This is a genomic window from Acidovorax sp. FW305-C-20-28 (assembly GCF_058783375.1).
Window position 1 is genome coordinate 14,268 of record NZ_JBYSYM010000024.1, and the last position, 22,990, is coordinate 37,257.

The 22,990-nt window shown below is 67.9% G+C and carries 25 protein-coding genes; 14 read left to right on the forward strand and 11 right to left on the reverse strand.

Going from position 1 to position 22,990, the window contains the following annotated elements:
- Window positions 1-92: 92 nt before the first annotated feature.
- The 4 genes from AC3WOH_RS24045 to AC3WOH_RS24060 all read left to right on the forward strand — a co-directional run bounded on the left by AC3WOH_RS24045 (window position 93) and on the right by AC3WOH_RS24060 (window position 4,419).
- The gene (locus AC3WOH_RS24045; protein WP_492231848.1) at window positions 93-1,298 is read left to right on the forward strand and encodes a CaiB/BaiF CoA transferase family protein; all 1,206 of its coding nucleotides are present in this window, start codon (window positions 93-95) and stop codon (window positions 1,296-1,298) included.
- 8 nt (window positions 1,299-1,306) lie between these two features.
- On the forward strand, window positions 1,307-2,317 hold the full coding sequence (locus tag AC3WOH_RS24050; protein WP_492231849.1) for a hydroxymethylglutaryl-CoA lyase: 1,011 nt from the start codon (window positions 1,307-1,309) through the stop codon (window positions 2,315-2,317).
- Window positions 2,318-2,379: 62 nt separating this feature from the next.
- Window positions 2,380-3,375, forward strand: coding sequence for a Bug family tripartite tricarboxylate transporter substrate binding protein (locus AC3WOH_RS24055; protein ID WP_492231850.1), 996 nt, complete (start codon window positions 2,380-2,382; stop codon window positions 3,373-3,375).
- 69 nt (window positions 3,376-3,444) lie between these two features.
- Complete coding sequence (locus AC3WOH_RS24060; RefSeq protein WP_492231851.1) at window positions 3,445-4,419, forward strand: Bug family tripartite tricarboxylate transporter substrate binding protein; 975 nt, start codon at window positions 3,445-3,447, stop codon at window positions 4,417-4,419.
- A gap of 50 nt (window positions 4,420-4,469) precedes the next feature.
- On the opposite strand, the gene AC3WOH_RS24065 is transcribed toward AC3WOH_RS24060, so the two are convergent.
- Entirely contained in the window at window positions 4,470-5,471 is a 1,002-nt protein-coding gene (locus AC3WOH_RS24065) for a hypothetical protein (RefSeq protein WP_492231852.1), read from the reverse strand.
- A complete protein-coding gene (locus AC3WOH_RS24070; protein ID WP_492231853.1) occupies window positions 5,471-6,514 on the reverse strand; it encodes a hypothetical protein in 1,044 nt (347 codons plus the stop codon). The genes AC3WOH_RS24065 and AC3WOH_RS24070 overlap by 1 nt, the downstream gene beginning before the upstream one ends.
- Before the next feature lie 425 nt (window positions 6,515-6,939).
- On the opposite strand from AC3WOH_RS24070, the gene AC3WOH_RS24075 reads away from it, so the two are divergent.
- Window positions 6,940-7,272, forward strand: coding sequence for a DUF2845 domain-containing protein (locus AC3WOH_RS24075; RefSeq protein ID WP_492231854.1), 333 nt, complete (start codon window positions 6,940-6,942; stop codon window positions 7,270-7,272).
- A 13-nt stretch (window positions 7,273-7,285) separates the two neighbouring features.
- On the opposite strand, the gene AC3WOH_RS24080 is transcribed toward AC3WOH_RS24075, so the two are convergent.
- Entirely contained in the window at window positions 7,286-8,182 is an 897-nt protein-coding gene (locus AC3WOH_RS24080; protein ID WP_492231855.1) for a DUF3626 domain-containing protein, read from the reverse strand.
- Window positions 8,183-8,308: 126 nt separating this feature from the next.
- Between AC3WOH_RS24080 and AC3WOH_RS24085 the strand changes: the two genes are divergently transcribed.
- Entirely contained in the window at window positions 8,309-9,025 is a 717-nt protein-coding gene (locus AC3WOH_RS24085; protein WP_492231856.1) for a hypothetical protein, read from the forward strand.
- 202 nt (window positions 9,026-9,227) lie between these two features.
- Here the strand turns inward: AC3WOH_RS24085 and AC3WOH_RS24090 are convergent, their stop codons facing one another.
- The 3 genes from AC3WOH_RS24090 to AC3WOH_RS24100 are packed head-to-tail and all read right to left on the reverse strand — an operon-like array spanning window position 9,228 to window position 11,098.
- Complete coding sequence (locus AC3WOH_RS24090; protein WP_492231857.1) at window positions 9,228-9,905, reverse strand: hypothetical protein; 678 nt, start codon at window positions 9,903-9,905, stop codon at window positions 9,228-9,230.
- On the reverse strand, window positions 9,902-10,435 hold the full coding sequence (locus tag AC3WOH_RS24095; protein ID WP_492231858.1) for a hypothetical protein: 534 nt from the start codon (window positions 10,433-10,435) through the stop codon (window positions 9,902-9,904). Before AC3WOH_RS24095 ends, AC3WOH_RS24090 begins: the two co-directional genes overlap by 4 nt.
- 12 nt (window positions 10,436-10,447) lie before the next feature.
- Window positions 10,448-11,098 carry an NMCC_0638 family (lipo)protein gene (locus AC3WOH_RS24100; protein WP_492231859.1) on the reverse strand — a complete coding sequence of 217 codons (651 nt, stop codon included), beginning with the start codon at window positions 11,096-11,098 and terminating at the stop codon, window positions 10,448-10,450.
- 354 nt (window positions 11,099-11,452) lie between these two features.
- Between AC3WOH_RS24100 and AC3WOH_RS24105 the strand changes: the two genes are divergently transcribed.
- The 3 genes from AC3WOH_RS24105 to AC3WOH_RS24115 are packed head-to-tail and all read left to right on the forward strand — an operon-like array spanning window position 11,453 to window position 12,888.
- Window positions 11,453-12,100 (forward strand): glutathione S-transferase family protein, encoded by a 648-nt coding sequence (locus AC3WOH_RS24105; protein WP_492231860.1) that lies wholly within the window; start codon window positions 11,453-11,455, stop codon window positions 12,098-12,100.
- A gap of 31 nt (window positions 12,101-12,131) precedes the next feature.
- Window positions 12,132-12,557, forward strand: coding sequence for a VOC family protein (locus tag AC3WOH_RS24110; protein ID WP_492231861.1), 426 nt, complete (start codon window positions 12,132-12,134; stop codon window positions 12,555-12,557).
- A gap of 40 nt (window positions 12,558-12,597) precedes the next feature.
- Complete coding sequence (locus tag AC3WOH_RS24115; protein ID WP_492231862.1) at window positions 12,598-12,888, forward strand: hypothetical protein; 291 nt, start codon at window positions 12,598-12,600, stop codon at window positions 12,886-12,888.
- A gap of 22 nt (window positions 12,889-12,910) precedes the next feature.
- On the opposite strand, the gene AC3WOH_RS24120 is transcribed toward AC3WOH_RS24115, so the two are convergent.
- The 3 genes from AC3WOH_RS24120 to AC3WOH_RS24130 form a co-directional block, all read right to left on the reverse strand.
- Entirely contained in the window at window positions 12,911-13,504 is a 594-nt protein-coding gene (locus tag AC3WOH_RS24120) for a dihydrofolate reductase family protein (protein WP_492231863.1), read from the reverse strand.
- Between the two features lie 107 nt (window positions 13,505-13,611).
- On the reverse strand, window positions 13,612-14,643 hold the full coding sequence (locus tag AC3WOH_RS24125) for an RNA polymerase subunit sigma-70 (protein WP_492231864.1): 1,032 nt from the start codon (window positions 14,641-14,643) through the stop codon (window positions 13,612-13,614).
- A gap of 21 nt (window positions 14,644-14,664) precedes the next feature.
- Entirely contained in the window at window positions 14,665-15,300 is a 636-nt protein-coding gene (locus tag AC3WOH_RS24130) for a hypothetical protein (RefSeq protein WP_492231865.1), read from the reverse strand.
- Window positions 15,301-15,536: 236 nt separating this feature from the next.
- Here AC3WOH_RS24130 and AC3WOH_RS24135 point away from each other — a divergent pair, with 236 nt between their 5' ends.
- The 3 genes from AC3WOH_RS24135 (at window position 15,537) to AC3WOH_RS24145 (ending at window position 19,530) form a co-directional block, all read left to right on the forward strand.
- A complete protein-coding gene (locus AC3WOH_RS24135; RefSeq protein WP_492231866.1) occupies window positions 15,537-17,447 on the forward strand; it encodes a serine hydrolase domain-containing protein in 1,911 nt (636 codons plus the stop codon).
- A gap of 122 nt (window positions 17,448-17,569) precedes the next feature.
- Window positions 17,570-18,883 carry a sensor histidine kinase gene (locus tag AC3WOH_RS24140; RefSeq protein ID WP_492231867.1) on the forward strand — a complete coding sequence of 438 codons (1,314 nt, stop codon included), beginning with the start codon at window positions 17,570-17,572 and terminating at the stop codon, window positions 18,881-18,883.
- A complete protein-coding gene (locus AC3WOH_RS24145) occupies window positions 18,880-19,530 on the forward strand; it encodes a response regulator (RefSeq protein WP_492231868.1) in 651 nt (216 codons plus the stop codon). Before AC3WOH_RS24140 ends, AC3WOH_RS24145 begins: the two co-directional genes overlap by 4 nt.
- A 55-nt stretch (window positions 19,531-19,585) precedes the next feature.
- Here AC3WOH_RS24145 and AC3WOH_RS24150 read toward each other — a convergent pair whose 3' ends face one another.
- Window positions 19,586-19,993: a VOC family protein gene (locus tag AC3WOH_RS24150; RefSeq protein ID WP_492231869.1), complete on the reverse strand. Its 408-nt coding sequence runs from the start codon at window positions 19,991-19,993 to the stop codon at window positions 19,586-19,588.
- Window positions 19,994-20,141: 148 nt separating this feature from the next.
- On the opposite strand from AC3WOH_RS24150, the gene AC3WOH_RS24155 reads away from it, so the two are divergent.
- Complete coding sequence (locus AC3WOH_RS24155; RefSeq protein ID WP_492231956.1) at window positions 20,142-21,419, forward strand: serine hydrolase domain-containing protein; 1,278 nt, start codon at window positions 20,142-20,144, stop codon at window positions 21,417-21,419.
- A 21-nt stretch (window positions 21,420-21,440) separates the two neighbouring features.
- Here the strand turns inward: AC3WOH_RS24155 and AC3WOH_RS24160 are convergent, their stop codons facing one another.
- Window positions 21,441-22,046 (reverse strand): ATP-dependent Clp protease proteolytic subunit, encoded by a 606-nt coding sequence (locus tag AC3WOH_RS24160; RefSeq protein ID WP_492231870.1) that lies wholly within the window; start codon window positions 22,044-22,046, stop codon window positions 21,441-21,443.
- Window positions 22,047-22,155: 109 nt separating this feature from the next.
- Between AC3WOH_RS24160 and AC3WOH_RS24165 the strand changes: the two genes are divergently transcribed.
- Entirely contained in the window at window positions 22,156-22,980 is an 825-nt protein-coding gene (locus AC3WOH_RS24165; RefSeq protein WP_492231871.1) for an RNA polymerase sigma factor, read from the forward strand.
- The last annotated feature ends 10 nt before the right edge of the window (window positions 22,981-22,990 follow it).

Sequence of the window (22,990 nt, forward strand, 5' to 3'; positions counted from 1 at the left end):
AGCGTTTTGCCCGCAGGGCTTCTTTGCGCATCATGCGGGGCAACACAGGCAGGCCTGATTTCGCAGGCCGCGACATTGGAGACAACACAACAATGGGTGCAACACCTACCCCCGCCGCCCTGCAGGGCGTGCGCGTGATCGAGATGGGCCAGCTGATTGCCGGCCCCTTCTGCGGCAAGACGCTGGGCGACTTCGGCGCCGAGGTCATCAAGATCGAGGCCCCGGAAACCGGTGACCCGCTGCGCAACTGGCGCCTGATCAAGGAGGGCACCTCCGTCTGGTGGCAGGTGCAGTCGCGCAACAAGCGCTCCGTGGCGCTGGACCTGCGCCAGAAGGAGGGCCAGGACATCGCGCGCCAGCTGATCGCCGAGGCCGATGTGCTGGTCGAGAACTTCCGCCCCGGCACGCTGGAGGGCTGGGGCATGTCGCCCGAAGAACTGCACCGCATCAACCCCGGGCTGGTGATGCTGCGCATCTCGGGCTACGGGCAGACCGGGCCCTACCGCGACCTGCCGGGCTTTGGCGCCATCGGTGAGGCCATGGGCGGCCTGCGCCACCTGACGGGCGAGCCCGGCCGGGTGCCGGTGCGCGTGGGCGTGTCCATCGGTGACACGCTGGCCGCGCTGCATGGCGCCATCGGCGTGCTCACGGCGCTGTACCACCGCAAAGTCAATGGCGGGCAGGGCCAGGTGATCGACGTGGCGCTGCACGAGGCCGTGTTCAACGTGATGGAAAGCCTGATCCCCGAGTACAGCGCCTTCGGTGCCGTGCGCGAGGCCGCGGGCAGCGCGCTGCCGGGCATTGCCCCGTCCAACGCCTACCCCTGCACCGATGGCTGGGTGCTGGTGGCCGGCAATGGCGACAGCATCTTCAAGCGGCTGATGCAGGCCATTGGCCGGCCCGACCTGGGCGCCGCGCCCGATCTGGCCGACAACGCCGGCCGCGTGGCGCGCGTGGACGAGATCGACGCCGCCATCGGCGCCTGGAGCGCATCGCTCACCGTGCAGCAGGTGCTGGACGCGCTGGGCACGGCCCGGGTGCCGGCCGGCAAGGTCTACACCGCGCGCGACATCGCCGAAGACCCGCACTACCAGGCGCGCGACATGCTGCTCACGCAGCAGACGCGCGACGGTTACAGCGTGCAGGTGCCGGGTATCGTGCCCAAGCTCTCGGCCACGCCGGGCTCCATCCGCAGCAGTGCGCCGCACCTGGGCGACGACACCGATGCGGTGCTGGCCGAGGCGGGCCTCACGGCCGAGCAGATCGCGCTGCTGCGCAGCAAGGGGGTGATCCAATGAGTGCCGCCATGCAAGCAACGGGCGTGTGGGCCGGTGCGGGCAAGCGCATCCACATGCAGGAGGTGGGCCTGCGCGATGGCCTGCAGATGGAGAGCGCTTTTGTGCCCACCGAGGACAAGATCGCGCTGGCCAATGCGCTGTCCGACGCGGGCCTGGCCAAGATCGAGGTGACTTCGTTCACCTCGCCCACGGCCATCCCCGCGCTGCGCGATGCCGAGGTGGTCATGCGCGAGATCACGCGCCGCCCCGGCACCGTCTACACCGCCCTGGTGCCCAATGTGCGCGGGGCCGAGCGGGCTATCGAGTCGCGTGCGGACGAGCTCAACCTGGTGATGTCTGCCAGCGCCACGCACAACATCGCCAACCTGCGCATGACGCAGGAGCATTCGTTCGCCGCGCTGGCCCAGGTGGTGGCCACGGCCCAGGCGGCGCGCGTGGCGGTGAACGTGTCGCTGTCGTGCGTGTTCGGCTGCCCCATGGAGGGCGAGGTCACCTCTGAGGCCGTGTTCGGCTGGGTGCAGCGCTTTGTGGACCTGGGCGTGGGCGGCGTCACGCTGTGCGACACCACGGGCATGGCCTACCCCACGCAGGTGGCGGCCCTCACCGCGGCGGCGCGTGCGCGCTGGCCGGGGGTGGAATTTACGCTGCACTTCCACAACACGCGCGGCATGGGCCTGGCCAACGTGCTGGCCGCCATCGACGCCGGGGCCGACCGCTTCGACGCATCGCTGGGCGGCCTGGGCGGCTGCCCCTATGCGCCCGGCGCCAGCGGCAATGTGTGCAGCGAGGAAATCGTGCACGCGCTCGAATGCATGGGTTACGCCACGGGCGTGGACCTGGCTGCGCTGGTGGCCGCCGCGCAGCGCCTGCCCGGGCTGATCGGCCACGACATCCCCAGCCAGATCGCCAAGGCCGGGCCGCGCCTGGCGCTGCACCCGGTGCCAGGGGACTACGAGGCGATCAAGGAAAGGGCGTTGCTGCGCGAGAAAGAGCTGGCAGGAGGAGGGCGCACCGCATAGCCCCCGTTCCCAGGTTGTTCAGGTTGATTCATCAAAGAAAACGATCCACAGGAGACAAGACCATGAGCGATTCGAGACCCCATTTCGGCATGCCGCGCCGCCTGCTGTTCGCAGCGCTGCTGTGTGCCACAGCGTTCGGCGCCGCCGCGCAGGACACGGGCAAGTTCCCCGGCAAGGCCATCACCGTGGTCGTCCCCCAGGCCGCGGGCGGTGCCAACGACGCGATTGCGCGCGTGCTGGCGCAAAAGCTCAGCGAGCAGCTGGGCCAGCCCGTGGTGGTGGACAACCGCCCCGGCGCAGGCGGCAATGTGGGCACGGCCAACACCGCCAAGGCCAAGGCCGACGGCTACACCCTGCTGGTCACGGCCGACAGCGCCCAGGTCATCAACCCCTGGCTGTACAAGAGCACGGGGTTCGACCCGGTCAAGGACTTCGAGCCCGTGGCACCGCTGGCCACGGCCGGCTATGTGCTGGTGGCGCACCCGTCCTTTCCGGCCAAGAACATGGCAGAACTGATCGCCGTGGCCAAGGCCAACCCGGGCAAGTATTCGATTGCCTCGGCAGGCAACGGCACGCTCAACCATTTGATCGGCGAGATGCTGCAAAAGGCCGCAGGCATCGAGCTGCAGCACATTCCCTACAAGGGCTCGGCGGCGGCAGCCACCGACGTGGTGGGCGGGCAGGTGCCACTGTCGGTGCAAAGCCTGCCTTCGTCCATCGCCTTCATCAAGGCCGGCAAGCTCAAGGTGCTGGGCGTGGTCAACGAAAAGCGCGTGGCAGCGCTGCCCGACGCGCCCACCATGGGCGAGACCCTCAAGGGCTTTGGCCAGACCCCGTGGTACGGCATGTTCGCCCCCGCCGGCACCCCGAGCGCCGTGGTGGCCCAGCTGCAGGCCGAGGTGGCCAAGGCGCTGGACCACAAGGATGTGGTCGACAAGCTCGCCGCCGTGGGCTGCGAGCCCTTCAAGGGCACATCGGCCCAACTGGGAACGCTGGTCAAGGACGACCTGGCGCGCTGGCACAAGGTCGTTCAGGAAACAGGCGCCAAGGTCGATTAGCCACCTCTAAACAGACTCAGCAGTTTCACCATTCATCCATCCATAACTCAGAACGGAGACACCCCTCTCATGCAAGCAACCCGCAAACAATTCACCCTGCTGGCCCTGGCCGCGCTGTGCGCAGGCGGCGCCTTCGCCCAGGGCGGCAGCTACCCCGCCAAGCCCGTCACCCTGGTCGTGCCCACGGCCGCGGGCGGCACCACCGACCTGTCGGCGCGCATGCTCGCCCAGGCGCTGGGCCCGGTGCTGGGCCAGTCGGTCATTGCCGACAACAAGGGCGGCGGCAACGGCGCCATTGCGGCCAGCGCCGTCAAGCGCGCCGAGGCCGATGGCTACACCCTGCTCATGCAGTACTCGGGCTACCACGTCATCTCGCCCCACCTCACCAAGCAAAAGCAGTGGGAGCAGACGGACTTCCAGCCCGTGGCCAACGTGATCTCGGCCCCACAGATCATCGTGGTGCGCAACGACCTGCCGGCGAAGACCCTGGCCGAACTCATTGCCTACGCCAAGGCCAACCCCGGCAAGCTCAACTACGCCTCCTCGGGCAACGGCTCGCTGCAGCACGTGACCGGTGCCATGCTGGAACAGCAGGGCGGCGTGAAGATGGTGCACGTGCCCTACAAGGGCACCGGCCCCGCGCTGCAGGACCTGCTGGGCGGCCAGGTGGACCTGACCTTCGGCACGGCGCCCCCGTTCATGCCCCACATCGCCGCCGGCAAGCTGCGCGTGCTGGCCGTGACCGGCAAGGAACGCCTGCCCAGCCTGCCCGATGTGCCCACCACCGCCGAGGCCGGCTACCCCAAGGTGGACGCCACCTCCTGGTTCGCCGTGTTCGCCCCCACCGCCGTGCCCAAGCCCGTGATCGACAAGCTCACCGCCGACATCCGCACCGTGGTGCAGAGCGCCGCCTTCAAGCAAAAAGCCCAGGAGCAGGGCGCCACGGCCGACTACCAGACGCCGCAGCAGCTGGGCGAGAAGACCAAGGTGGAGCTGGCGAACTGGGCGACGGTGGTGAAGACTTCGAAGATCGAGGCGGAGTGAGCAGTGTGGGCCTTCAGTGATCACCAGGTGTGTGCGCTGAAGGCTTGACTTCAGGCCTCCGTGGACTTTACCGTGGCCCACTCCTGGCATCGCTGGTACATCTGGTCGGAGCCCGAAAAATATCTCCAGCGGGCCTTTGCGTCTGTGACGGGGGGCGGAAGTTGCTTCATCAGCTGTTCTGTCCGCACCCTGTCTCTTGCGATGCAGGCAAGCATCGCATGGGTATTGCTCGTCTGCCGGTCAGGATAGCGGTAGGTGAGTTCCGAGATCGCAGCGTCCACCGTCTTCCAGTCCATTCCGTGCTCGAATGGATTTCGCCGCAGCAGATTCTTGCTGTCGAATGCCGTGACGTAGACCAGCCCATACATCGCCTTGCCACTCTGCTGAGCGGTCTTGGCGGCGGCCAGGGTCGCGATTTCGCGAATATGGACGAGGCCCTCTTCGCCATCGAGCCTTACAGCGTCAACCACTCTCTTGAAGAAGTTGGGGCTTGGCTGCGAAACGTGCTCAAGTGCATTCCGGAAATGGCCCACCACTTGCTTGGGTGTGGCGCCTGCTTGCGACATCAGGGTCATGTAGGTGGCATGCCACATCACGTCGGATTTTGCACGTGACTCGACCCTTTTCAGTTGCTCCAGCGCTTCGTTGGTCTGGGTCTCCTGTTCGCGCCAATTCTTGCTGGTACCCCGTGCCTTGGTTGCGTCAATCGCCATTGTGGCAAGGAAGGTTGCTGCCAGCACGCTGTCTGGGGAGGCAGCCGTCCATTTGCGTGCCAGATCCATGGGGCCGATGGACCGCGATATTTCTTTGATAAGCGGCGCGTAGGTAATGGTGTGGTGCAGTATCTCCGCCTCCGAACTTCCATTGGGATCCCGATCGCTTTGGGCTTGAACCAGCAGGTAGGCCGCATCCAGCTTGGCGAATTCCTGCTTTGCCAAGGCATCCCTGGCCCAAAGGTTTCGGCCCCACATGTCAAGGTCTCGGGCCAGGCATGGCACGGTGGTCACAGCAAGAACCAACATGCTTGCAAAAATGCCGACAGCTGCTTTCATTACTCATCCTCTTCCTGCGACCATTGCTTGCAACGCGTGAACTGTGCACGGCTCTGCCATGACTGCTCCAGCACATCACCGCCAATGCGCTGCATGAGCCGTGCTGTCGTTTTCTTGTCGCGGGCTGCAATGCACGCCAGCCGTGCGAAAGCGTTCAGATTGAGGCTGTCGGGATATCTCAGAATGATGTCGTCAAAGCCAGCGCGAATGCGAGGCCAGTTGATACCCGCGTGCGAGAAAGCCGGTGATGGCAGAAATGGCGAAAATTCCCAGTACACGCGCGCATAGAGGGATTGGCCTTCCATACTTTGAGTTCGCTCAACAGCTCGAGCGGACAACTCCTCCACCGCCTTGAGACTGCCGCCCCATTGAGGCATCCGGCTGACCATGACAGCCGCATAAATGTTGTAGTTGCCAGGAAACGCTTCAATCGCCTCGTTTACCAGCTTTTCGTAGCTGTCGCCGCCCAGCGAGGCGTAGAACGATTTGTACAGCAGTTCGCTCCACCAGTTGGGGTCCTTGCGTCCTTCTTCCGCATGAGCCGTCAAGGTTTTCACTGCCTCCAGGTTCAGCAGCCGAAATTTCTTGAGGTTCTCCTCACCTGTCTTGGCGGTAAACCATGTTCCACGGTACTGCTCAGCAGGTAGGGAGTAGGTGCGTGACAAAACGATCACGGCGAGGGTCGATTTGGGCGATTGCTCAACCCATTGCTTTGCTTTGTGTCGTTGCTCGGCCCAGAAGGCTTCGTCGGCGCTGGGGCAGGGTGGTTTGGCGCAGGGCGTGCCGTTGCGAGGATGGGGAAAGCGAATGGTCCGCACCATGTGATTCGCGCTGTATACGCCAGAGCCCGTTCTCTGGTCCTCCTTCACAGCCTTGTCGTACCAACGATCAAGCCCCGCAAAGTCACTGGCTGCATAGCCCGTGCGAAAAACATCTTCGATTTTCGCCCGCACGTCATACTCACTTGCATGCGCTGTGTTAGTCGCAGCGCAGATTACAAGCGACAGAAGTACAACCGCGCGGAATATTTCTTGTAGGTACATGATCTCCTCTCTATCAACCATCGAATGTACAAGTCATTCTTGGAAAATGCACGGCCATGTTTGCCTGCTGGAGGAGGTAACGGTGCTGCTGCGTTGCACCCAGAATTCCTGGAGAGAAGTCGCAGATTTTTCGTGCACATTGTGATGCGTAATGTTTTGTACTTGGCACCATGTCAACCGTTTGTAGAACTCAACGTTAGCTGCTGAAGAAGCCTGTTGACTGTGCTTGTCGCCAAGGATTCATCAACTGTCTTCAAGGAACCGGTTTTCAAGCTTTGAAACTTATGGTCTGCGTCGCTCATCCAAACCTCATGCAGTCGTTCAGAGAAATCATTGCTGGCTATGCAGCGACCATTCTTCGCTTGAATGCGCAGAGGCCAAGTTCGCGTCGACCAGTGTCGTTTCCCCTGATCGCGTTCTCCGCTTTGACCTTCGCGAGCACCCTGGCTTTTCCCCAGGGTGCCCATGCCCAGGGCCTGGGCTGTGGCGGCCGACTGGTGGGCGTGGGCGACTCGCGCGCCAGCCTGGTCATGAAGTGCGGCCAGCCGTTCGCCACCGACACGGTGTGCATCCGCATCCCGCGTGTGGTCTGGACCGTGCCCCTGCACCCGCGCGAGGCGCCGCGCCAGATCGTGACCGAGCAGTGCGAGTACGTGGACGAGTGGACCTACCACCGCGGCCCGGGCAACTTCATGTCGGTGGTGCGACTGCACAACGGGGTGGTGGCGCAGATACGGGATGGGGACCGGGTGCCGTGACGGGGCGCCGCTCTCAGGCCCCTTGGGCCTTCGACAGATCGCCGAAGCGCGCCAGGCAATGCCACACCTTCTTGAGCGCCTGCGGATCGTGCTGCCCTGACGCCACCGCATCGCCTATAACGGCCGGTGTTACCAAGCTGTTGTGCGCGATCTGCGCGCCCAGCGCGGCGATGGCCGGGCCCCGGTAGTCCGGGTGCCGCAGCAAGCTCTTCACCTCCAGCCGAAAGCCCCCATGCCACTCGACAGGGCAGGGCAGTTGGTGTGCCAACTCCTCTAGAGGACTTTCGCGGAAGCACGGGTCCAGCACCAGCGCCTCCACATCCCGCGCCAGCAGCACGGGGCCATGCACGTGGGCCTCGATATAGCGGTCCAGCGGATCGGGCTGGCTGTTCGCTTCGGCCAGCGCATTGAGCGCTGTGGCGTGGTCCACCGTGCCGAAGTGCTGCGGCCCGAACACGCTGTCGGGGTAGCAGAACGTGGCGCGCTGCAGCACCTCGGGTTTGAGGCGCAGATAGGCCGAGCCAAAGCGCGGCGCGGCGCCCGTGGGCAGGGCGCGGTGGTTCAGCGCGCCGTACTTGGGCCGCTCGCCGGGGGCCGCGCCATCGTAGGCGCCACCAAAGATGCGGCTCTCCCAGCGCCAGCGGTCGCCGCCTTCGTGCGCGGTGAGGCCGCCGTTGCTGGTGTGGGTCTCGAACTGGGATTTGTAGCAGCCGTCCTCGCGCAGGGCCTGGAGCAATGGCCGGCCCTGGTGCCAGCGGTCGGGGTGGAACTGCAGGGTGATGCGTGCGGCGGGGTGGAGCAGCGCGCCAGTGGCCTCACCGCTGCGCGCGTGCACATGCTGCAGCGCGCGCGTCTGCGGTGAGTCTGGGGTGGTGGTGCTGCGGGGTGATGGGCCGTGAGGGTGAGCCATGTGCCATGCATCCTACCCAGCGGCAAGCTGCATTGCATCAGGTGCGTTGATTGAGCGTGGCAGTCTTTTGCTTGGCATGCCGGGCGCAGCGGCTAAGCTGCCAGCCATTCACGGAAGGCTTGCACGATGTTCTTCGGTCTGCTGCTGGTTGTCTTCGCTGCGGCGATGTTGATTGCCAGCGCTGGCGTGATCGCGATGTTGACACTCGCGGTCGGCAAGAGCGTCCCTGCGAAATACCGGCTAACCATTGTCTTGGGCGTGTGCATCTTCCCCGCCGCCTTCTCTTGGTTGGGGCAATGGCACCTTGAAGCTTTGTGCAAAGCGAATGCGCTGCCCGTGATCATGGAAAAGCGCAGTGATGTCGAAGGGTTCTATTTTCAAGTCCCTTCCCTCTACGGGTTTGACGCAAGACCGGCACTGTGGGCCGGGTTCAGCTATGCGGAACTGGAGAGCCAGAGCGGAAAGCACAAGTACAGAAAGATCGTTGGCAAGAACGAAGACGAGTTCATCTACTCGAACCAACTGAGTAGTTCGTATGACTTCATCATTTCACCACCGACTTTGCACAACCCCTTCCTGAGCCTCTACCGCCAGGAGATGGCCGTGGTCGAGCGTTCTACCCAAAAAGTATTGGGCAAGTCCACCGACTATCTTTGGGGAGGGCCGCGCGAGACCTTTCGGGGTGGGTTGGCAAGCCTGTTCTTTGGCCGGTCCTTCATCAGTTGCGGCCCTGGCTTGAGGAAGGGGATGGCAAACGATTCCGTCGGGGGGCAACGTCGGCATGACGAATACCAAGGGCGCGACGTTCAGTTTCTGATGTCGGTCTTGCGCTCGGACCCATGAGTTTTGTGCCTGCAGCGGAACCGCATTGGCCTCATGAAGGGTACGCAAACTGTACTGTCTGCGGGGCCTGATCGATGCAAAAGATCAGGCGTGCGTCGCACCGCCACTTGGACATTGGCGTGGTCGCCGCCGTGCAGGGCCTGGGCATTGTCCACGCCTTTGACCGCGAGCGCGTGGACGGGCGCCCTGGCCGAGGGGCCGGCTAGTCTGAGCGGGCCTGCCACACCGCCCGCGCTGCCTGCAGCGCGTCCTCACATGCATGGTGCACGACCACATCCCTGCGCGTGGCCGCAATGTGCGTCAGCAGCGCCTGCACAGCACCGTGCTGCACGGGCGAGCACCAGGCCAGGAAGCGGTTGTCGGCACCATCCCAGGCCAGGTGCGAGAGCAGTTGGTCGGCGTACCAGCTGTGGTCGGGCCACACATCGGGCAGCAGGGCGAAGCGGGCCAGAGCGGGGAAGAAGTAACCGATGCCGTCGGCACTCGAAAATGTGATCGGGTCCCAGCCCGCGTTGCCCAGGTCGCTGCGGCGCAGGGTGGCACGCGTGCGGGCACGCAATGTGTCGTCGTGGGTGCGGCACTCGTCGCAGTGGCTGCGGTCGGTGAAGTGTTCGGGCTTGTCCACGCCGGCAAAGGCGGCCTCCACCTGCGCCAAAACGGCTTCGTCCGCCTGCGCTTGGGGCCAGGCGTGGGCGCAGTGCAGCAGGTGCGCGACCCAGGCTGTGGCTTCGGCGTCGGTGCACTGTGCAAACCATTTGTACTCGCCCGCGGCCAGGGTTTTGGAGCCATTGGCGAGTGCGCGCACCACGGCCCCGAAGTCGGCTTCGGTGGGGGCGAAGGCGATGGTGGTGGCGCCGCAGTGCGGGCAGGGCGTTGTCATGCGCTGGCCTGTGCTGCCCGGTAGTGGGTGCCCAGCGTGTCCGCACAGGGGGCCAGCCATTGGCGCAGGGCGGCGGTGCCGCGCTCGGCGGCGGCCCAGTGTTCGAGGTCGAAGGTCAGGCCGTTCGCACCCAGGTTGGCATGGCGGATGAAGCGCACCGACAGGGTTTGTTCCAGCGCCCCTGCCAGGGCCGGGAAGTCCATCAACGACGGCATGGAGGGCCAGGGGGGCAGGCGCGTGTACTTCATCTGCTGCGATTCCACGCTGAAGCGGCCGCCCGGCCGCCACTGGGCCATGAACAGGCCATCGTGCCGGCGCAGCGTGGCCCGCCACAGGCCGTAGCTGGGGATGGCGATGTCCAGTTGCAGGTCTGCGGGCTGGAGCGCCTTGCGCCGGTAGAACCAGTGGTTCATGGGCACTGTGGAAAGCTGCAGATTCACCACCCAGGGTGCGCCCAACTGCCCTGCCATGCCCACATGCGAGGCCCAGGCCTGCATGGCCATCTCGTCCTCGGCGGATGCGGTGCCCATGCCGGGGCGGGATCAGGGCGCGTAGGTCACGCTGGCCAGGCCCTGCAGGTCGGCCGTGGGCGAGGCCGAGGTGGTCAGGCTGTAGAGCACGCGCTTGGTGCTGTCGGGGGCTGCCCATTCGAAGGCGAGGGTGTGGGCCGTGCCGTTGTGGGGCGTGGCCGATTTGGAGTCCTGCACCTGGCGGGCCACCATGGGCACGGGTGCTTCGCCCGCCATCTTCTTGAACCAGGCAATGCTCTGCGGCACGCCCGTGCGGCGCGCATACACCGCGCACAGGTTCTGGCCGTCGGGGATGGCGACCACGAAGCTGCCATGCGGGTCCGGCACCGGCCAGGCCTTGCCGGGCTGGCCCTGCAGGAAGTAGTTGGCCTTGTCGGCCGGCATGGTGGGCAACGGTGCCAGCTTGGTGCGCAGAGCCGCCAGGTTGGACGCGTACTTCGCGCACGTGGTGGCGAAGATGTTGGCAAACGATTCGGCCTGCTGGGCGGGCGTGCTGGCGCTGGCGGCTGCGCTGCCTGCAGCGCTCGGGCTGGCAGGCGCCGCAGCAGGCTTGGCAGTGCTCTGCGCATAGGCCTGGGCAGACAGCGCAAGCGCAGCGGCAGTGGCCGCAAGCAAGGGGCGGGCCCAGAGGGCCTGGAAGAGGGCGGGCTTCTTCATCATCATGGGGGCTGGATCTACGATGGTGCGTACAGAACCCGCCATTGTGCCAAAGCACACCTGCAGGCCGGCCCGACGTTCCGCCTGGCGGAAGAAGTGCCAAGCCCCCAAAGAAAAAAATCTACCGGCATCGCTGACGGTAGATTGCATGTGTTGTAGTTGTTGCAGCAGCGCCCGTACCGTGCCATCGCTGGCCCGGTACTGCGGCCAGCGGGCCGGCAGTTGCCTGCCAGCCCGCGGACGCATGCGCTTCTTTCTCCCAGGTTTCCCACTCTTTCTTTTGCTTACGATTCTAGGAGTGCGGGGTGCCGCTGAAGAGCCCCCAAATGGGTGATGTGCGCTTTGTGCTATGAACCCGCCATGGAATCCACCAAAACCCCCTGGACTCTGTATGGCGCCCCGGCCTCCGGCTCGATCGCGGTGGAGGCCGCGCTGACTTTGCTGGGCATTCCCTATCGCCTGGTCGACGGCGCCACCTGGGCCGACCCTGCGGCGCGCGAGCGCGTGGCGCCGATGAACCCGCTGCGCCAGATTCCCACTGTGGTGCTGCCCGGTGGCGAGGTCATGACCGAAAGCGCCGCCATCCTGGTCCATCTGGCCGAACTGCATCCCACGGCGCGCCTGGCGCCGGCGCTGGGTGACCCGCGGCGAAGCCAGTACCTGCGGTGGATGGTGTATGTCTCATCGGCGATTTATTCACTGCACTGGATCAAGCCGGACGTGGCACGCATCGGCGCGCCACCGGCCGCGCGCGACGATGTGGTCCATGCCGTGCACGAGCGCATCGCCTTCTGCTGGGCCCATATGGACAGCCAGTTGACCCCCGGCACCTACCTGCTGGGCGACGCATTGACGGTGCTGGACCTGTATGTCACCGTCGTGTCCCGCTTCGGCCCCTGGCGCGAGCGCTTCTACGAGGTGGCGCCGCGCATGGCCCCGGTGGTGCGCCGGGTGGACAATGAGCCCCGGCTGCAGGCATTCTGGCGCGAGCGCTTTGCGCTGGAGTGAACCCTCTGCACCCATCCGAACCTTCTTGACCTTGCCGGAGCCCCCTGCCGCCATGCTGAGCTACATCACCCTGGGCGCGAACGACATGCACGCGTCCGAGCGCTTCTATACCGCCCTGCTGGTGCCGCTGGGCTACCGCAAGCAGGTCGATCCCGAAGGCCTGACCTTCGCGCTGCCGGCCCCGGCGGGCGGCGGCGGCCCCTGCGTTGTCTACGTCAAGCCACCGTTCGATGGCCGGCCCGCCACGGTGGGCAACGGCTCAATGACCGCGTTTCGCACCGGCTCGCACGACAGCGTGCGCCAGGTGTACGCGGCGGCGATCGCTGCTGGCGGCAGCGATGAGGGCGCGCCCGGCTTTCGCGCGGCCTACAGCAAGGACTTCTTTGTCGCCTATGTCCGCGACCCGGTGGGGAACAAGATTGCGCTTTTCTGCAATGACCCGGTTGTTCAGGGCTGAGCTTGCTGCTGCTGCACCTCGCGCCGTCTTGCAGGTCCGGGTGACGCGCCAGGCCTGCTGCGCCGCTGACGACCAGGCGGGCCCGCTGGAGGCCGTGTACACCCTGGCGCCGGACGCCACCCTGGCCGAACTGGTGGAGCGCATCCGCGCGTCGAAATTCCTGCAGTTCTCGTCCACCCACAACCGGCTGTCGGGCGAGGTCGATGGGGTGTGCGTGGTGGAGGTGTTTGCGGGCTGGGGCCAGGAGCCGGCGTTCCTTGCGGGGCCGCAGGCGCGCGTGAACTCGGTCATCGGGGTGCGGCCCCTGGATTTTTACTTTCGCCACCTGTGAGGGCGATGGATGCAGGCAGCGCTCAGGCGTGTGGCCGGCAGTCGTAGTGCAACGCCATGATGTCCGACCCCGGCAGCCGGCGCTGGCCCCGCAGCGCCCAGGGTTGCTGCACCAGTCCGGGCTCGAAGGTGGGTACTCCACCGCCCAGCAGCACGTTGGCCATCAGCAGATGCAGTTCGTCAACGAGGCCATGCGCCAGCAGATCGCAATACAGCAGGTGGCTGCCGTAGACAAGCAGGTCGGGCCCGGGCGCGGCCTTGAGCCCGCGGATGTGGGCGTGGGATTGCGCGCGGGAGACCACGGTGGTGCTGTCGGCCCAGGGCGCGTCGGGGCCCAGGCGCAGGTGGTCGCTGACGACGAGCTTGCGCGCGGCGTCCACGCGCTCGGCGATCTCGCGCTGCACCGGGTCGCTGCCGGGGCCGCGGTCCACCTGGGGCCAGTAGCCCTCGAACATGGGGTAGGTGGTGGCACCAAACAGCAGGGTGCCCGCGCGGCGCAGGCACTCGAGGTTGTGGGCGTCGAACGCGGTGCCCATGGGCAGACCGGCGAGCGCGCCGCCGGGGCCGGCGCAGTAGCCGTCGAGGGAGTGGAGGATGCTGACGATGAGCTGGGCCATGGGACAAATCTCCTGGGGTCGGGGTGCACGCGCCCGGCCTGTCCGGGGCGTGTCACTCCTTTGGAGACAGGCCGTGCCGCCAACTCATCGCTCCGGCTGGGATTTTTTTACCCCAACTCTTCGGGCATGCCAAAGCGCCGGCAGACCGCGGGATCGATGAAGCTGTCGATGGATTCGATCAACGGCCCGCCCTGCTGCAGGCGCAGCAGCACCACGCCGCCAGGGCGAAACCGGTCGTCGCCGGTCTGCTGCAGGTAGCAGGCAAAGCCCGGCTGGCCGTTGCCGTGCAGAGGCTGCAGGCGCCAGGGGGTCTGGAACACGCGCTCGGCAAAGAAGGCCAGCACCATGGGGCGGCCGCTGAACCAGGAGGGCAGGGGCGGCATGGTGAAGCGGGCGTCTTCGGCCAGCAGGCTTGCCATGGCGTCGGTATCGCGGCGCTCCCAGGCATCGACAAAGCGTGCGAGCAGCTCCCCGAGCCCCGGCGCGCCGGGCGCAAGCTGCTGCGCCTGCGCCGCCGGCATGCGCTCCCGCAGGGTCTTTTGCGCGCGCTGCAGCGCGCTGTTGACCGAAGCGACCGAGGTGCCCAGCAGTTCGGCTGTCTCGGCGGCCGAGTACTCCAGCACCTCGCGCAGCAACAGCACGGCGCGCTGGGTGCCGGGCAGGTGCTGCAGCGTGGCCACAAAGGCCAGCGCCACATGCTCGCGCCGCTGCAGCGCGGCGGCCGGGTCCTCGGGGCTGGTGGCTGCCCATTCTGCGTCGGGCAGGGGTTCGAGCCATACCGGGCCGGCCACCGGCTCGCCCAGTTCGGCTGTGGCCTGCAGGGGCGGCGCGTGGTCCGCTGAGGTGACGCGCTGCGGGCGCTGCGCGATCAGGCGCAGGCAGACATGGGTGGCAATGCGGTAGAGCCAGGTGCCCAGGGCGCTGCGCGCCTCGAAGCCTGCCAGGCCGCGCCAGGCGGCGAGCAGCGTCTCCTGCAGGGCGTCATCCGCGTCGAAGGGCGAGCCCAGCAGGCGGTAGCAGTGGGTGTGCAGCGCGCGGCGGTGCGGTGCCACCAGCCGGTCGAAGGCGGCCGTGTCTCCGGCCTGCGCTTGCGCCAGCCACTCGGCTTCTTCGGCGGTGTCGAGCGACGGGGGCGGCATGGCCGCATCCTGGCGCGCCCGCTAGGCCGCGTCGGCCTCCAGCTGCACGTTCCAGGCCTCCACGATCTCGGCCAGCTTGGGGCTGCGTTTGGTGCCGATCTGCAGGCCCTGCGAGATGGCCGCGACGATGTGCTTGGCCCCCGGGTCCATGCTGGGGCTGATCTCTACCGACTCCAGCACATCCTTGGCCCGCAGCAGCAGCACCCCCGCCTCGGCCAGCAGATCGTTCTTCTCCGACGCGAAAAAATCGTTGCTGATGGGCTTGTGCTTGTCCAGCCGCGCCTTGATGGTGTCCGAGAAGAAATCGGGAATCGCCTTGTGCACGCTCAAAAAGAACTTCTCGTTGGCCTGCAGGGAGCTCAGCGTGTGCCGGTAGCGGGTGGGCAGGTGCGGTGCGTAGGTGCGGATGGCCTCGGCCAGCTCCTGCTGCGCACCCACCCGGGCGGCCACGCCCGTGGGGGCCTCGAACACCTCCTTGAGCAGCGCCAGCTTGGCCTCCGACGCGTGCAGGGCGGTGCGCACCTGGGACAGATGCTGCTCGTAGCGCATGCGCACGAAGTTCGAACCCTCCCTGAGTTCGTACAGTTTCCAGCCGAGCGCACCGTAGCCCGCCAGGGCCGCGATGATCAGGATGAGCACGAATAGATCTGTTGCCATGGGTGTGCCGCAGGAAAGAGGGAGGGGAGGGAGGACGGGACGGGGGAAACCCTGCCAAGCATACCGCTTGCGCCGCCGGGCGCCATGCGGGCATTCCATGGCCCTGCTCACCCCTGCCAGAAGTCATGGTGCTGCGCCATGGCCTCTGGCACATGCGCAAAACCGGGCTGGCCGGAACAATTTCTCCATCGCCAACCGCACGGGCTTCCGTGCCGACCTTCTGGAGTTGTTCCCCCATGCATGTACCTTTGTCCGGCCCGCTGGCCGCTTCTGCCGAGCCGCGCTTTTCCCCGGGCCGCCGCCGCTGGCTGGGCCAATGGCTGGGTGTGCCCCTGTCGGCGCCCCTGGTCGCGCTGCTCATGACCGCCTGCGGTGGTGGCGGCGGTCCCGGCAGGCTCTTGCCGCCAGCGGGTGGCCCCGACTATGGGCCCGCACGGCGCGACGCCGCCCGCAAGCTGCTGGATGCCCTGGCCACGCCGGAGCTGGCGGGCGCAGGGGTCAGCATCGCGCTGATCGACGGGGCCGACACGGTGTGGGCCGAGGGTTTCGGCGTGGCGCGGGCCTCGGCCGGGTGGGCGGCCGCGCCCGGTACCCGCTACGAGGCCGCTTCCATCACCAAGCTGTTCACGGCCACGGCGGTGATGCAACTGGTGCAGGACAAGCGGGTGGACCTGGACCTGCCCATCGACCGTTACATCCCGGGCTTTCGCATCCGTTCGCGCTGGGACATCGGCGCAAACCCGATCACGCCGCGGCTGCTGCTGACCCACCGCGCGGGAATCCCGGAGCAACTGCTGGTCGGCGGGTATGCGGACCGCTCGCTCACGCTGGCCGAAACCACGGCCTTGCTGGCCGAGGAGACGCTGGCCCACCCGCCCGGCACGCTCAGGGCCTACTCCAACCTGGGCTACGAGGTGCTGGGCCGGTTGATCGAATGCGTGAGCGGCATGCCCTATGCGCGCTATGTGGAAGAGAAGATCCTGCAGCCCCTGGGGATGGACGGGTCGGCGATGCGGGACCCGGCCGAGCAGACCCCTCCGGGCATTGCGCTGGCCGATGGTGCGGGCTACCCCGCGCAGGAGGATGTGGCGCCGCGCTGGCTGGACAATGGCATTGCCGATGGTGGCCTGCGCAGCACGGTGGAAGACCTGGCGAAGTTTGCCAGTGCCTGCCTGCGCATCCATGCGGGCACCCAGTTGAACGGTGTGCCGCTGCAGGCCGCCAGCCTGGCCGCGATGTGGCGTGTCCAGTTCAGCGGGCAGGCCGCCGATCTGGATCTCGACGATCTGTCCGGCCTGGGCTGGTCCGTGGTGCCACTGAAGCGCGACACGGCCACCGAGCGCGAGCTGCGCGCGGTGATGCACGGCGGTACCTCGATGCACCACCGCAGCATCCTGGCGCTGTTGCCCGAGCAGGGGCTGGGGGTGGTGGCGCTGTGCAACCACTCCGACTCCTCGGAGTTCATCCAGGAAGTGGCCCTGACAGCCCTGGTGGATGCTGCGCAGATCAAGACACGCATGGTCTTCGGGCCGCTGGCCAGCCCCGTGGCGCCGGCGTATGCGCGCCACCGGGACCTTGGCAGCTACGAGGGCTACTATGTGCTGCGCAATGGGCCGGTGGTGCGCCTGCACCTGGCCGCAGGGGCCTTGCTGGCCGAAATCTCCGGCGAACAGGTGGGCGTGCTCACGCCAGGGGAGGATGGCTTTCTGTGGGCCAAATCCCCGCGCCTGGATCCTGAGCGGGTGGCGCTGGAGCAGGTGCGCGGCCTGGAGCTGCTGGTGCGCTACGGCGACGATGGCCGCCGCAGCCTGTTTGCCAGCCGCATCGCGATGCCACCGCAGATCCCCCCCGAATGGCGCGCCCGGCTCGGCACCTATGCGCTGCTGGGCGGGCAGCGGCGCGAGATCATCCACACCGCGCGGCTGTTCATGACTGACGATGACATCCTGCGCCTGGAGATGCTGGCGCCGACGTTCTCCAAGCAGCCGTGGGAGCTGGGGCTGGCGCCCGACACGCCCGGCACGGCGCTCATCCTGGGCGTGGGGCGGGGCCGGCAGGAGACGGTGCGCGCGGGCCGCGACCGCCAGGGGGACTTCATCACGGTGCTGGGCATCACGCTGCACCGGGTGGCCGAGGCCGCCTCCTGAGGCGTGGCGTCTTCACCATTTCTTCATCCTGGTCCGATCCAATTAGTGTGAACAGGCCCTAGGCGCCGGCAAAGGCCCATGGGGCCACCACGCCGCGCCGCACCGACCTGCCCCTGTACGCCATGCAACGAACGCCCTACGACCTGTTTCGCCTTGGTGGCCTGTTGGCCATCGGCACCTCCACCCTGCCGCGCCTGTCTGAACTGCTGCTCGCCGGGCCGGCCTTGCTGGCGCGCGTGCTGGCCCTGCCGCTGGAGTCGGGGCCGGTGAGTTCCCAGGCGTTCGCCGGTACGGTGCTGCTGCACCTGGCCAGCGCGGCGGGCTTTGCCCTGCTGTTCTGGTATGCCACCCGGCCCCGGGGCTGCCGGCCGGTGGTGGGCCTGCTGGTGGTCAGCCTGCAGGCGGTGCTGGCCGTGTTGACCGATCCCTCGCTGCTGCTGGTTCTGGCCGCGCAACTGCCGTTTGTGCTGCCCGGGCGCTGGGCGGCGGGCTGGATGGCGGTGCAGATGGGCCTGGCCGCCCTGCTGGGTGTGCTGGCCGCGGAGCGCCTGCAGTTCGTGCTGAGCGGCCGGCTGGGCGCGAACACCGTGGAACTGGCAGACCCGGGCCTGGCGCCGGGCAGCCTGCTGGCCGTGCAGGTGCTGACCGGCCTGGCCTGGCAGGTCTTTGCCTTTGCGGTGGGGCACCTGGCGGTGGCCGAGCGGCGCAGCCGCGCGCAACTGGCTGCCACGCACGCCGAACTGGTATGTGCCCAGCAGCAGCTGGCGCAGCAGGCCCGGTTGCGGGAGCGCCTGCGCATTGCCCGCGAACTGCACGACGCCATGGGCCACCACCTGGTGGCGCTGGGCATCCACCTGCAGCTGGCGCAGCATGCCACGGCCGCCAAGGCGGCCCGGGCCCTGGCGACTGCGGCGGAACTGGCACACAGCCTGCTGGCCCAGGTGCGCGCCACCGTGTCGGCCGAGCGTGCGGCCCAGGCCACCGACCTGCGTGCCGCGCTGCAGGCCCTGGTGCGCACGGTTCCGCACCCGCAGGTGCAGCTGCACCTGGCGCCCGAGCTGCCGGCCGTGGACGCACAGCTGGCGCACACCCTGCTGCGCTGCACGCAGGAGGCGCTGAGCAATGCGCTCAGGCATGCCCACGCGCGCCGCATCGATGTGTCCCTGCAGGTGCAGCAGTCGCCCCCGGGCATTGCGCTCACGGTGCGCGACGACGGGCGGGGTGCCTTGCACCCGGCGCCCGGCAGTGGGCTGCAAGGCATGCAGGAGCGGGTGCAGGCCCGAGGCGGGCGCATGCACTGGTTCACCCAGCCCGGCCAGGGCTTCGGCCTGAACCTGTGGTTTCCCCTGCAGGGGGTGGCGCCCGCGGTTGCGGCGGTGCCTGCAGGCGCCGCCAGCACCACCATGCCCGCCGGGCCGGTGGAGGTGGGCGCATGATCCGCCTGTTTCTTGCCGATGACCAGGCGCTGGTGCGCAGCGGCATCCGCGGCCTGCTGGAGCTGGCCGACGACGTGGTGGTAGTGGGCGAGGCCGCCGATGGCCGCGAGGCGCTGGAGCGCATCGAGGCGCTGCTGCCCGATGTGGCCCTGCTGGACGTGCGCATGCCCGGTCTGAGCGGCATCGACGTCATCGAGCACCTGGCGCGTGGGCCCGGTGCGGGCGTGCCCTGCCTGTTGCTGACCACCTTCGATGACGATGAGGCGCTGATCGCGGGCCTGCAGGCCGGCACGCGCGGCTTTCTGCTCAAGGACATTTCACCGCAGGAGCTGGCCCAGGCCGTGCGCGAGGTCGCAGCGGGCCAGACCCTGGTGCGCCCGGGCATCACGGACCGGCTGTTGCGCGCGCTGCAGTCGCGCAGCGCAGAAGGGGGCTGGCGATCGGACCTGGCGTCGCCAGACCCCTTGAGCCCGCGTGAGCGCGAGGTGCTGCGCCTGATGGCCGGCGGCCTGAGCAACCGCGAGATCGGCCAGGCCATGGGCTGCGCCGAAGGCACGGTGAAGAACCATGTCTCGAGCATCCTGTCCAAGCTGGGGGTGCGCGACCGGGTGCGCGCCGTGCTCCGGGGGATCGAGCTGTGGCTGTGATCCCCTGCAGGGTGCTGATGCCAGGTGCAGCAAGCCGATGGACCCCCGAAGGTGGTCAATGCGCCAGCAGCTCGACCAGCACGAATTCGTTGCCGTAGAGGTCGGCGAAGTGTGCAAACCGTGCCGTGCCATCGCTGGCAGGCGCGCGCACGAAGCGCACGCCCCGGCCTTGCAGCCGGGCCTGCTCGGCCGCCAGGTGCGGGGTGTAGAGCACGGCCAGCGGCTGGCCTCCGGTCTGGTTGCCGACCCGGGCCTGTTGCTCAGGGCCTTGCGCCTCGATGAGCCACAGCCCGAACTCCGGCTGCGATGCCAGGCGGATGTGGACGAAGCGATCCGGGGGCGTGCCGGTGTCGACAAAGACCTCGAACCCCAGCCGGTCGCGGTAGAAGGCGATGGCTTCCTCAAAATCCCTGACCAGCAGCACCAGCCGGCCCATGGCCAGCGCCGGCGGGGGCGTGTTCATGGTGCGCGCTCTTGGATGGTGGTGGTTGGCAGGGTCGCAGTGTGCCGGCCGATCGGCGCCAAGGATGAAGGTTTGCTGAATGGAGAGAAGATCAGGGATGGATGCAATGGAAGACAGGAATGAGAGGGATGAAGGGGACTCCGTGCCCATGCAGCATGGCCTGCAGCGCTACCTGGAGGACCTGGCCGCCCATGCAGACCTGCATGGCGTGCTGGCCGTGTTTGCGGGTGGCCAGGTTCTGGCCCAGCGCGCCTATGGGTTCGCGGATGTGGACCAGGGCATACGCAACACCGTGGAGACCCGCTTTCCCATCGGCTCCCTGAGCAAAAGCTTCACGGCCGCGGCGGTGCTGGCACTCGGTCAGCGCGGGCTGCTGGACATCGATGCCCCGGCCGCCGGCCATCTGCCCGCCTGCGGACTGGATGCGCGCATCACCCTGCGCCACCTGCTCGTGCACCAGTCCGGTCTGGCCAACCACACGGCCTTGCCGGACTACTGGCCCGCGCTGATGCAGACCCGCCACGCGCCCGAGGAACTGGTGCGCAGGGCCACCGCCTTGCCGCTGCTGCATGCGCCGGGCCAGGGCGTGCACTACAGCAATACGGGGTATGCGGCCCTGGCCAGGGTGGCCGAGCAGGTGAGTGGCCAGCCCTTGCACGAACTGCTGGCCTCGCTGTTCTGGGCACCGCTGGGCTTGGGGCGCACCACCGTGCTGGAGCGCGCGGACACGACCGGCCACCTGCTCGATACGGGCAGGCCCCGCGCGCCGTGGCTGGACCCCAGCGTGGCGCATGGTGCCTACGGCCTGGCGGCGGCGGCCGGTGACCTGGCCCGCTGGTGGTGGAGCCTGGTAAGCGGCCGGGTGTTGGACGAGCGCCACCGCGCCACCATGTTCGATGGGTCGGCAGGCTCCTTTGGCTGCGGCTGGTGGCTGGACGGGCTGGCGCTTTCGGGCCGGCGCTGGCGCAGCACGGGCCACCGGGCCGACGTGAATGGCCATACGGCCATGCTGCTGGGCCTGCCGGAGGCGGGCCTGTGCAGCGTGGTGCTGTTCAACACCGCGTCCACACCGGCTGCCGCCACCGCGCGGCGGCTGCTGGGCCTGGCCCTGGGCGAGCACTGGGACCCTTACCCACCCGCGCTGCCACGGCCCGCAGGGCCCGAGGTCGAGAACTGGGCGACAGGCAGCTACCGCGCAGCCGATGGCACGCCGTACCGCATCGATGCGGCGCAAGGCACCGCCAGCACCCTGCGCGACTACGGCGTGCCCTGCCGCTACGCCATCGAGCCATCGGCCCTGGCCCCGGACCGCCAGGCGTGGCGCGCGCAGGCCTTCGATGAGCGGCTGGACCTGTGCCGGGCCGGGCAGTCCCTGGCCGTCACGGGGCCCGACGGGGTGGTGCGCCGGTTTCTGCGGCAGCCCTGACTGCTGCGGGAGCCCTGGCCGTCAGCCCTGGTGCAATTGCGTCTTGCGCTCGATGACCCGCGACACCAGCCCGTAGTCCACCGCTTCCTGGGCCGAGAGCCAGTGGTCGCGCTCGATGTCGGCCAGCACCTGCTCCAGCGGCTTGCCGGTCTCGCGCGCGATGGTGCGGGCGATGCGCTCGCGCGCCTTGACGATCTCGCGCGCCTGCACGGCGATGTCGGTGGCCTGGCCGCCGGCGCCGCCGCTGGGCTGGTGGATCAGAAAGCGCGTGTTGGGCAGGCAGTAGCGCCGCTCGCGCGGGGCCGCCAGGTACAGATGGGTGGCGGCGCTGCCGACCCAGCCGGTGCCGATCATGTTGACCGGCGCGGCGATGAAGCGCACCACGTCGTGGATGGCGTCGCCCGATTCGAGGTGGCCGCCGGGCGAGCTCACGATGATGTCGATGGGCTCGGGGCCCTCGGCGTCGAGCGCGATGAGGCGGCGCGTGACGTCGGCCGCCGTCACGTCGGTCACGGTGCCGAAGATCAGCAGCGTGCGGGCCTTGAAGGCCTTTTCTTCCAGGTAGGAGGTGCGCGGTTCGGTGGCGCTGGAGGGCGGGGGCGGGGTGTCGTCTGCGGCGTAGTGCATGGAGAAACAGTCCTTCAGTGGAGATGGGATGAACTGCCTTGACGAACGAGCCCCGGGTTTCGTTACAGGGTGGCTGCAGCATTTGCCTTGCCATGGCAAGATGGCTGGCATGCACGATGACCGCCACCTTCTTCCCCTGGCCGACCATGCCGCCCGGCGCAGCCTGGTGCGCGCCGCCGCGCGCCTGCTGGGCCCGGCCGAGGCCGAGGACGCAGTGCAGGACGCCCTGGTGCGTGCGCTGGAGTCCGGTGCCGATACATCCGAACTGAACGCCGCGCAGGCCTGGCTGCACACGGTGGTGCGCCACCAGGCCATCGACCGGCTGCGGCGGCGCCAGTGGATGGAGCAGTGGGTGGCCCAGTTGAACCCGGCGGACGATGCCGGGCTGGCAGCGAGCCCTTCGGCCGAGGCCGATGCCGCATTGGCCCAACAGGCCACGCAGGCCCTGTACATGCTGGCAGCCCGGCTGGCGCCGGCCGATGGCGCGGCCGTGCTGCTGTACGAGGTGTTCGAGGCCAGCCATGCCGAGCTGGCCCAGGCCGGCGGCAGGACCGAAGCCGGCAGCCGCCAGCAGCTGCGGCGGGCACTGCTGCGGCTGCGGCAGGCTCGCTTGCCGCGCCAAGCCGAGGAGGGCGAGCGCGAGAACGACACCACGTTCCGCGTCTACCAGCAGGCGCTGCAACTGCGCGACCCCCAGGCCCTGTGGGCCATGCTCGGCCAGCCGCCGGTCCGTGCGGTGGTGCAGGCCCTATCGGTGCCAGGCGCACCGGCTGCGTCACGTGCGGCGGCTGCTGGCTCCACCACCACCTGCGGCATCGTGCAGGTGGGCGGCCAGCTGGGCCTGGTGCTCACACTCGATGGCGTGCGGCTGTGCGTGCTGCCGCTGGGTGTGCAGGCGGTGTGCGGGCGGGATCTGGAGCCTGTGGCGGTGTAGGTGCGCCGGC

What these genes read in the sequence shown, in the direction of transcription:
- AC3WOH_RS24045 (WP_492231848.1), top strand. Translation starts at nt 93, where the DNA reads ATGGGTGCAACACCTACCCCCGCCGCCCTGCAGGGCGTGCGCGTGATC.
- AC3WOH_RS24050 (WP_492231849.1), top strand. Translation starts at nt 1,307, where the DNA reads ATGCAAGCAACGGGCGTGTGGGCCGGTGCGGGCAAGCGCATCCACATG.
- AC3WOH_RS24055 (WP_492231850.1), top strand. Translation starts at nt 2,380, where the DNA reads ATGAGCGATTCGAGACCCCATTTCGGCATGCCGCGCCGCCTGCTGTTC.
- AC3WOH_RS24060 (WP_492231851.1), top strand. Translation starts at nt 3,445, where the DNA reads ATGCAAGCAACCCGCAAACAATTCACCCTGCTGGCCCTGGCCGCGCTG.
- AC3WOH_RS24065 (WP_492231852.1), bottom strand. Translation starts at nt 5,471, where the DNA reads ATGAAAGCAGCTGTCGGCATTTTTGCAAGCATGTTGGTTCTTGCTGTG.
- AC3WOH_RS24070 (WP_492231853.1), bottom strand. Translation starts at nt 6,514, where the DNA reads ATGTACCTACAAGAAATATTCCGCGCGGTTGTACTTCTGTCGCTTGTA.
- AC3WOH_RS24080 (WP_492231855.1), bottom strand. Translation starts at nt 8,182, where the DNA reads ATGGCTCACCCTCACGGCCCATCACCCCGCAGCACCACCACCCCAGAC.
- AC3WOH_RS24085 (WP_492231856.1), top strand. Translation starts at nt 8,309, where the DNA reads ATGTTCTTCGGTCTGCTGCTGGTTGTCTTCGCTGCGGCGATGTTGATT.
- AC3WOH_RS24090 (WP_492231857.1), bottom strand. Translation starts at nt 9,905, where the DNA reads ATGACAACGCCCTGCCCGCACTGCGGCGCCACCACCATCGCCTTCGCC.
- AC3WOH_RS24095 (WP_492231858.1), bottom strand. Translation starts at nt 10,435, where the DNA reads ATGGGCACCGCATCCGCCGAGGACGAGATGGCCATGCAGGCCTGGGCC.
- AC3WOH_RS24100 (WP_492231859.1), bottom strand. Translation starts at nt 11,098, where the DNA reads ATGATGATGAAGAAGCCCGCCCTCTTCCAGGCCCTCTGGGCCCGCCCC.
- AC3WOH_RS24105 (WP_492231860.1), top strand. Translation starts at nt 11,453, where the DNA reads ATGGAATCCACCAAAACCCCCTGGACTCTGTATGGCGCCCCGGCCTCC.
- AC3WOH_RS24120 (WP_492231863.1), bottom strand. Translation starts at nt 13,504, where the DNA reads ATGGCCCAGCTCATCGTCAGCATCCTCCACTCCCTCGACGGCTACTGC.
- AC3WOH_RS24125 (WP_492231864.1), bottom strand. Translation starts at nt 14,643, where the DNA reads ATGCCGCCCCCGTCGCTCGACACCGCCGAAGAAGCCGAGTGGCTGGCG.
- AC3WOH_RS24130 (WP_492231865.1), bottom strand. Translation starts at nt 15,300, where the DNA reads ATGGCAACAGATCTATTCGTGCTCATCCTGATCATCGCGGCCCTGGCG.
- AC3WOH_RS24135 (WP_492231866.1), top strand. Translation starts at nt 15,537, where the DNA reads ATGCATGTACCTTTGTCCGGCCCGCTGGCCGCTTCTGCCGAGCCGCGC.
- AC3WOH_RS24140 (WP_492231867.1), top strand. Translation starts at nt 17,570, where the DNA reads ATGCAACGAACGCCCTACGACCTGTTTCGCCTTGGTGGCCTGTTGGCC.
- AC3WOH_RS24145 (WP_492231868.1), top strand. Translation starts at nt 18,880, where the DNA reads ATGATCCGCCTGTTTCTTGCCGATGACCAGGCGCTGGTGCGCAGCGGC.
- AC3WOH_RS24150 (WP_492231869.1), bottom strand. Translation starts at nt 19,993, where the DNA reads ATGAACACGCCCCCGCCGGCGCTGGCCATGGGCCGGCTGGTGCTGCTG.
- AC3WOH_RS24155 (WP_492231956.1), top strand. Translation starts at nt 20,142, where the DNA reads ATGCAGCATGGCCTGCAGCGCTACCTGGAGGACCTGGCCGCCCATGCA.
- AC3WOH_RS24160 (WP_492231870.1), bottom strand. Translation starts at nt 22,046, where the DNA reads ATGCACTACGCCGCAGACGACACCCCGCCCCCGCCCTCCAGCGCCACC.
- AC3WOH_RS24165 (WP_492231871.1), top strand. Translation starts at nt 22,156, where the DNA reads ATGCACGATGACCGCCACCTTCTTCCCCTGGCCGACCATGCCGCCCGG.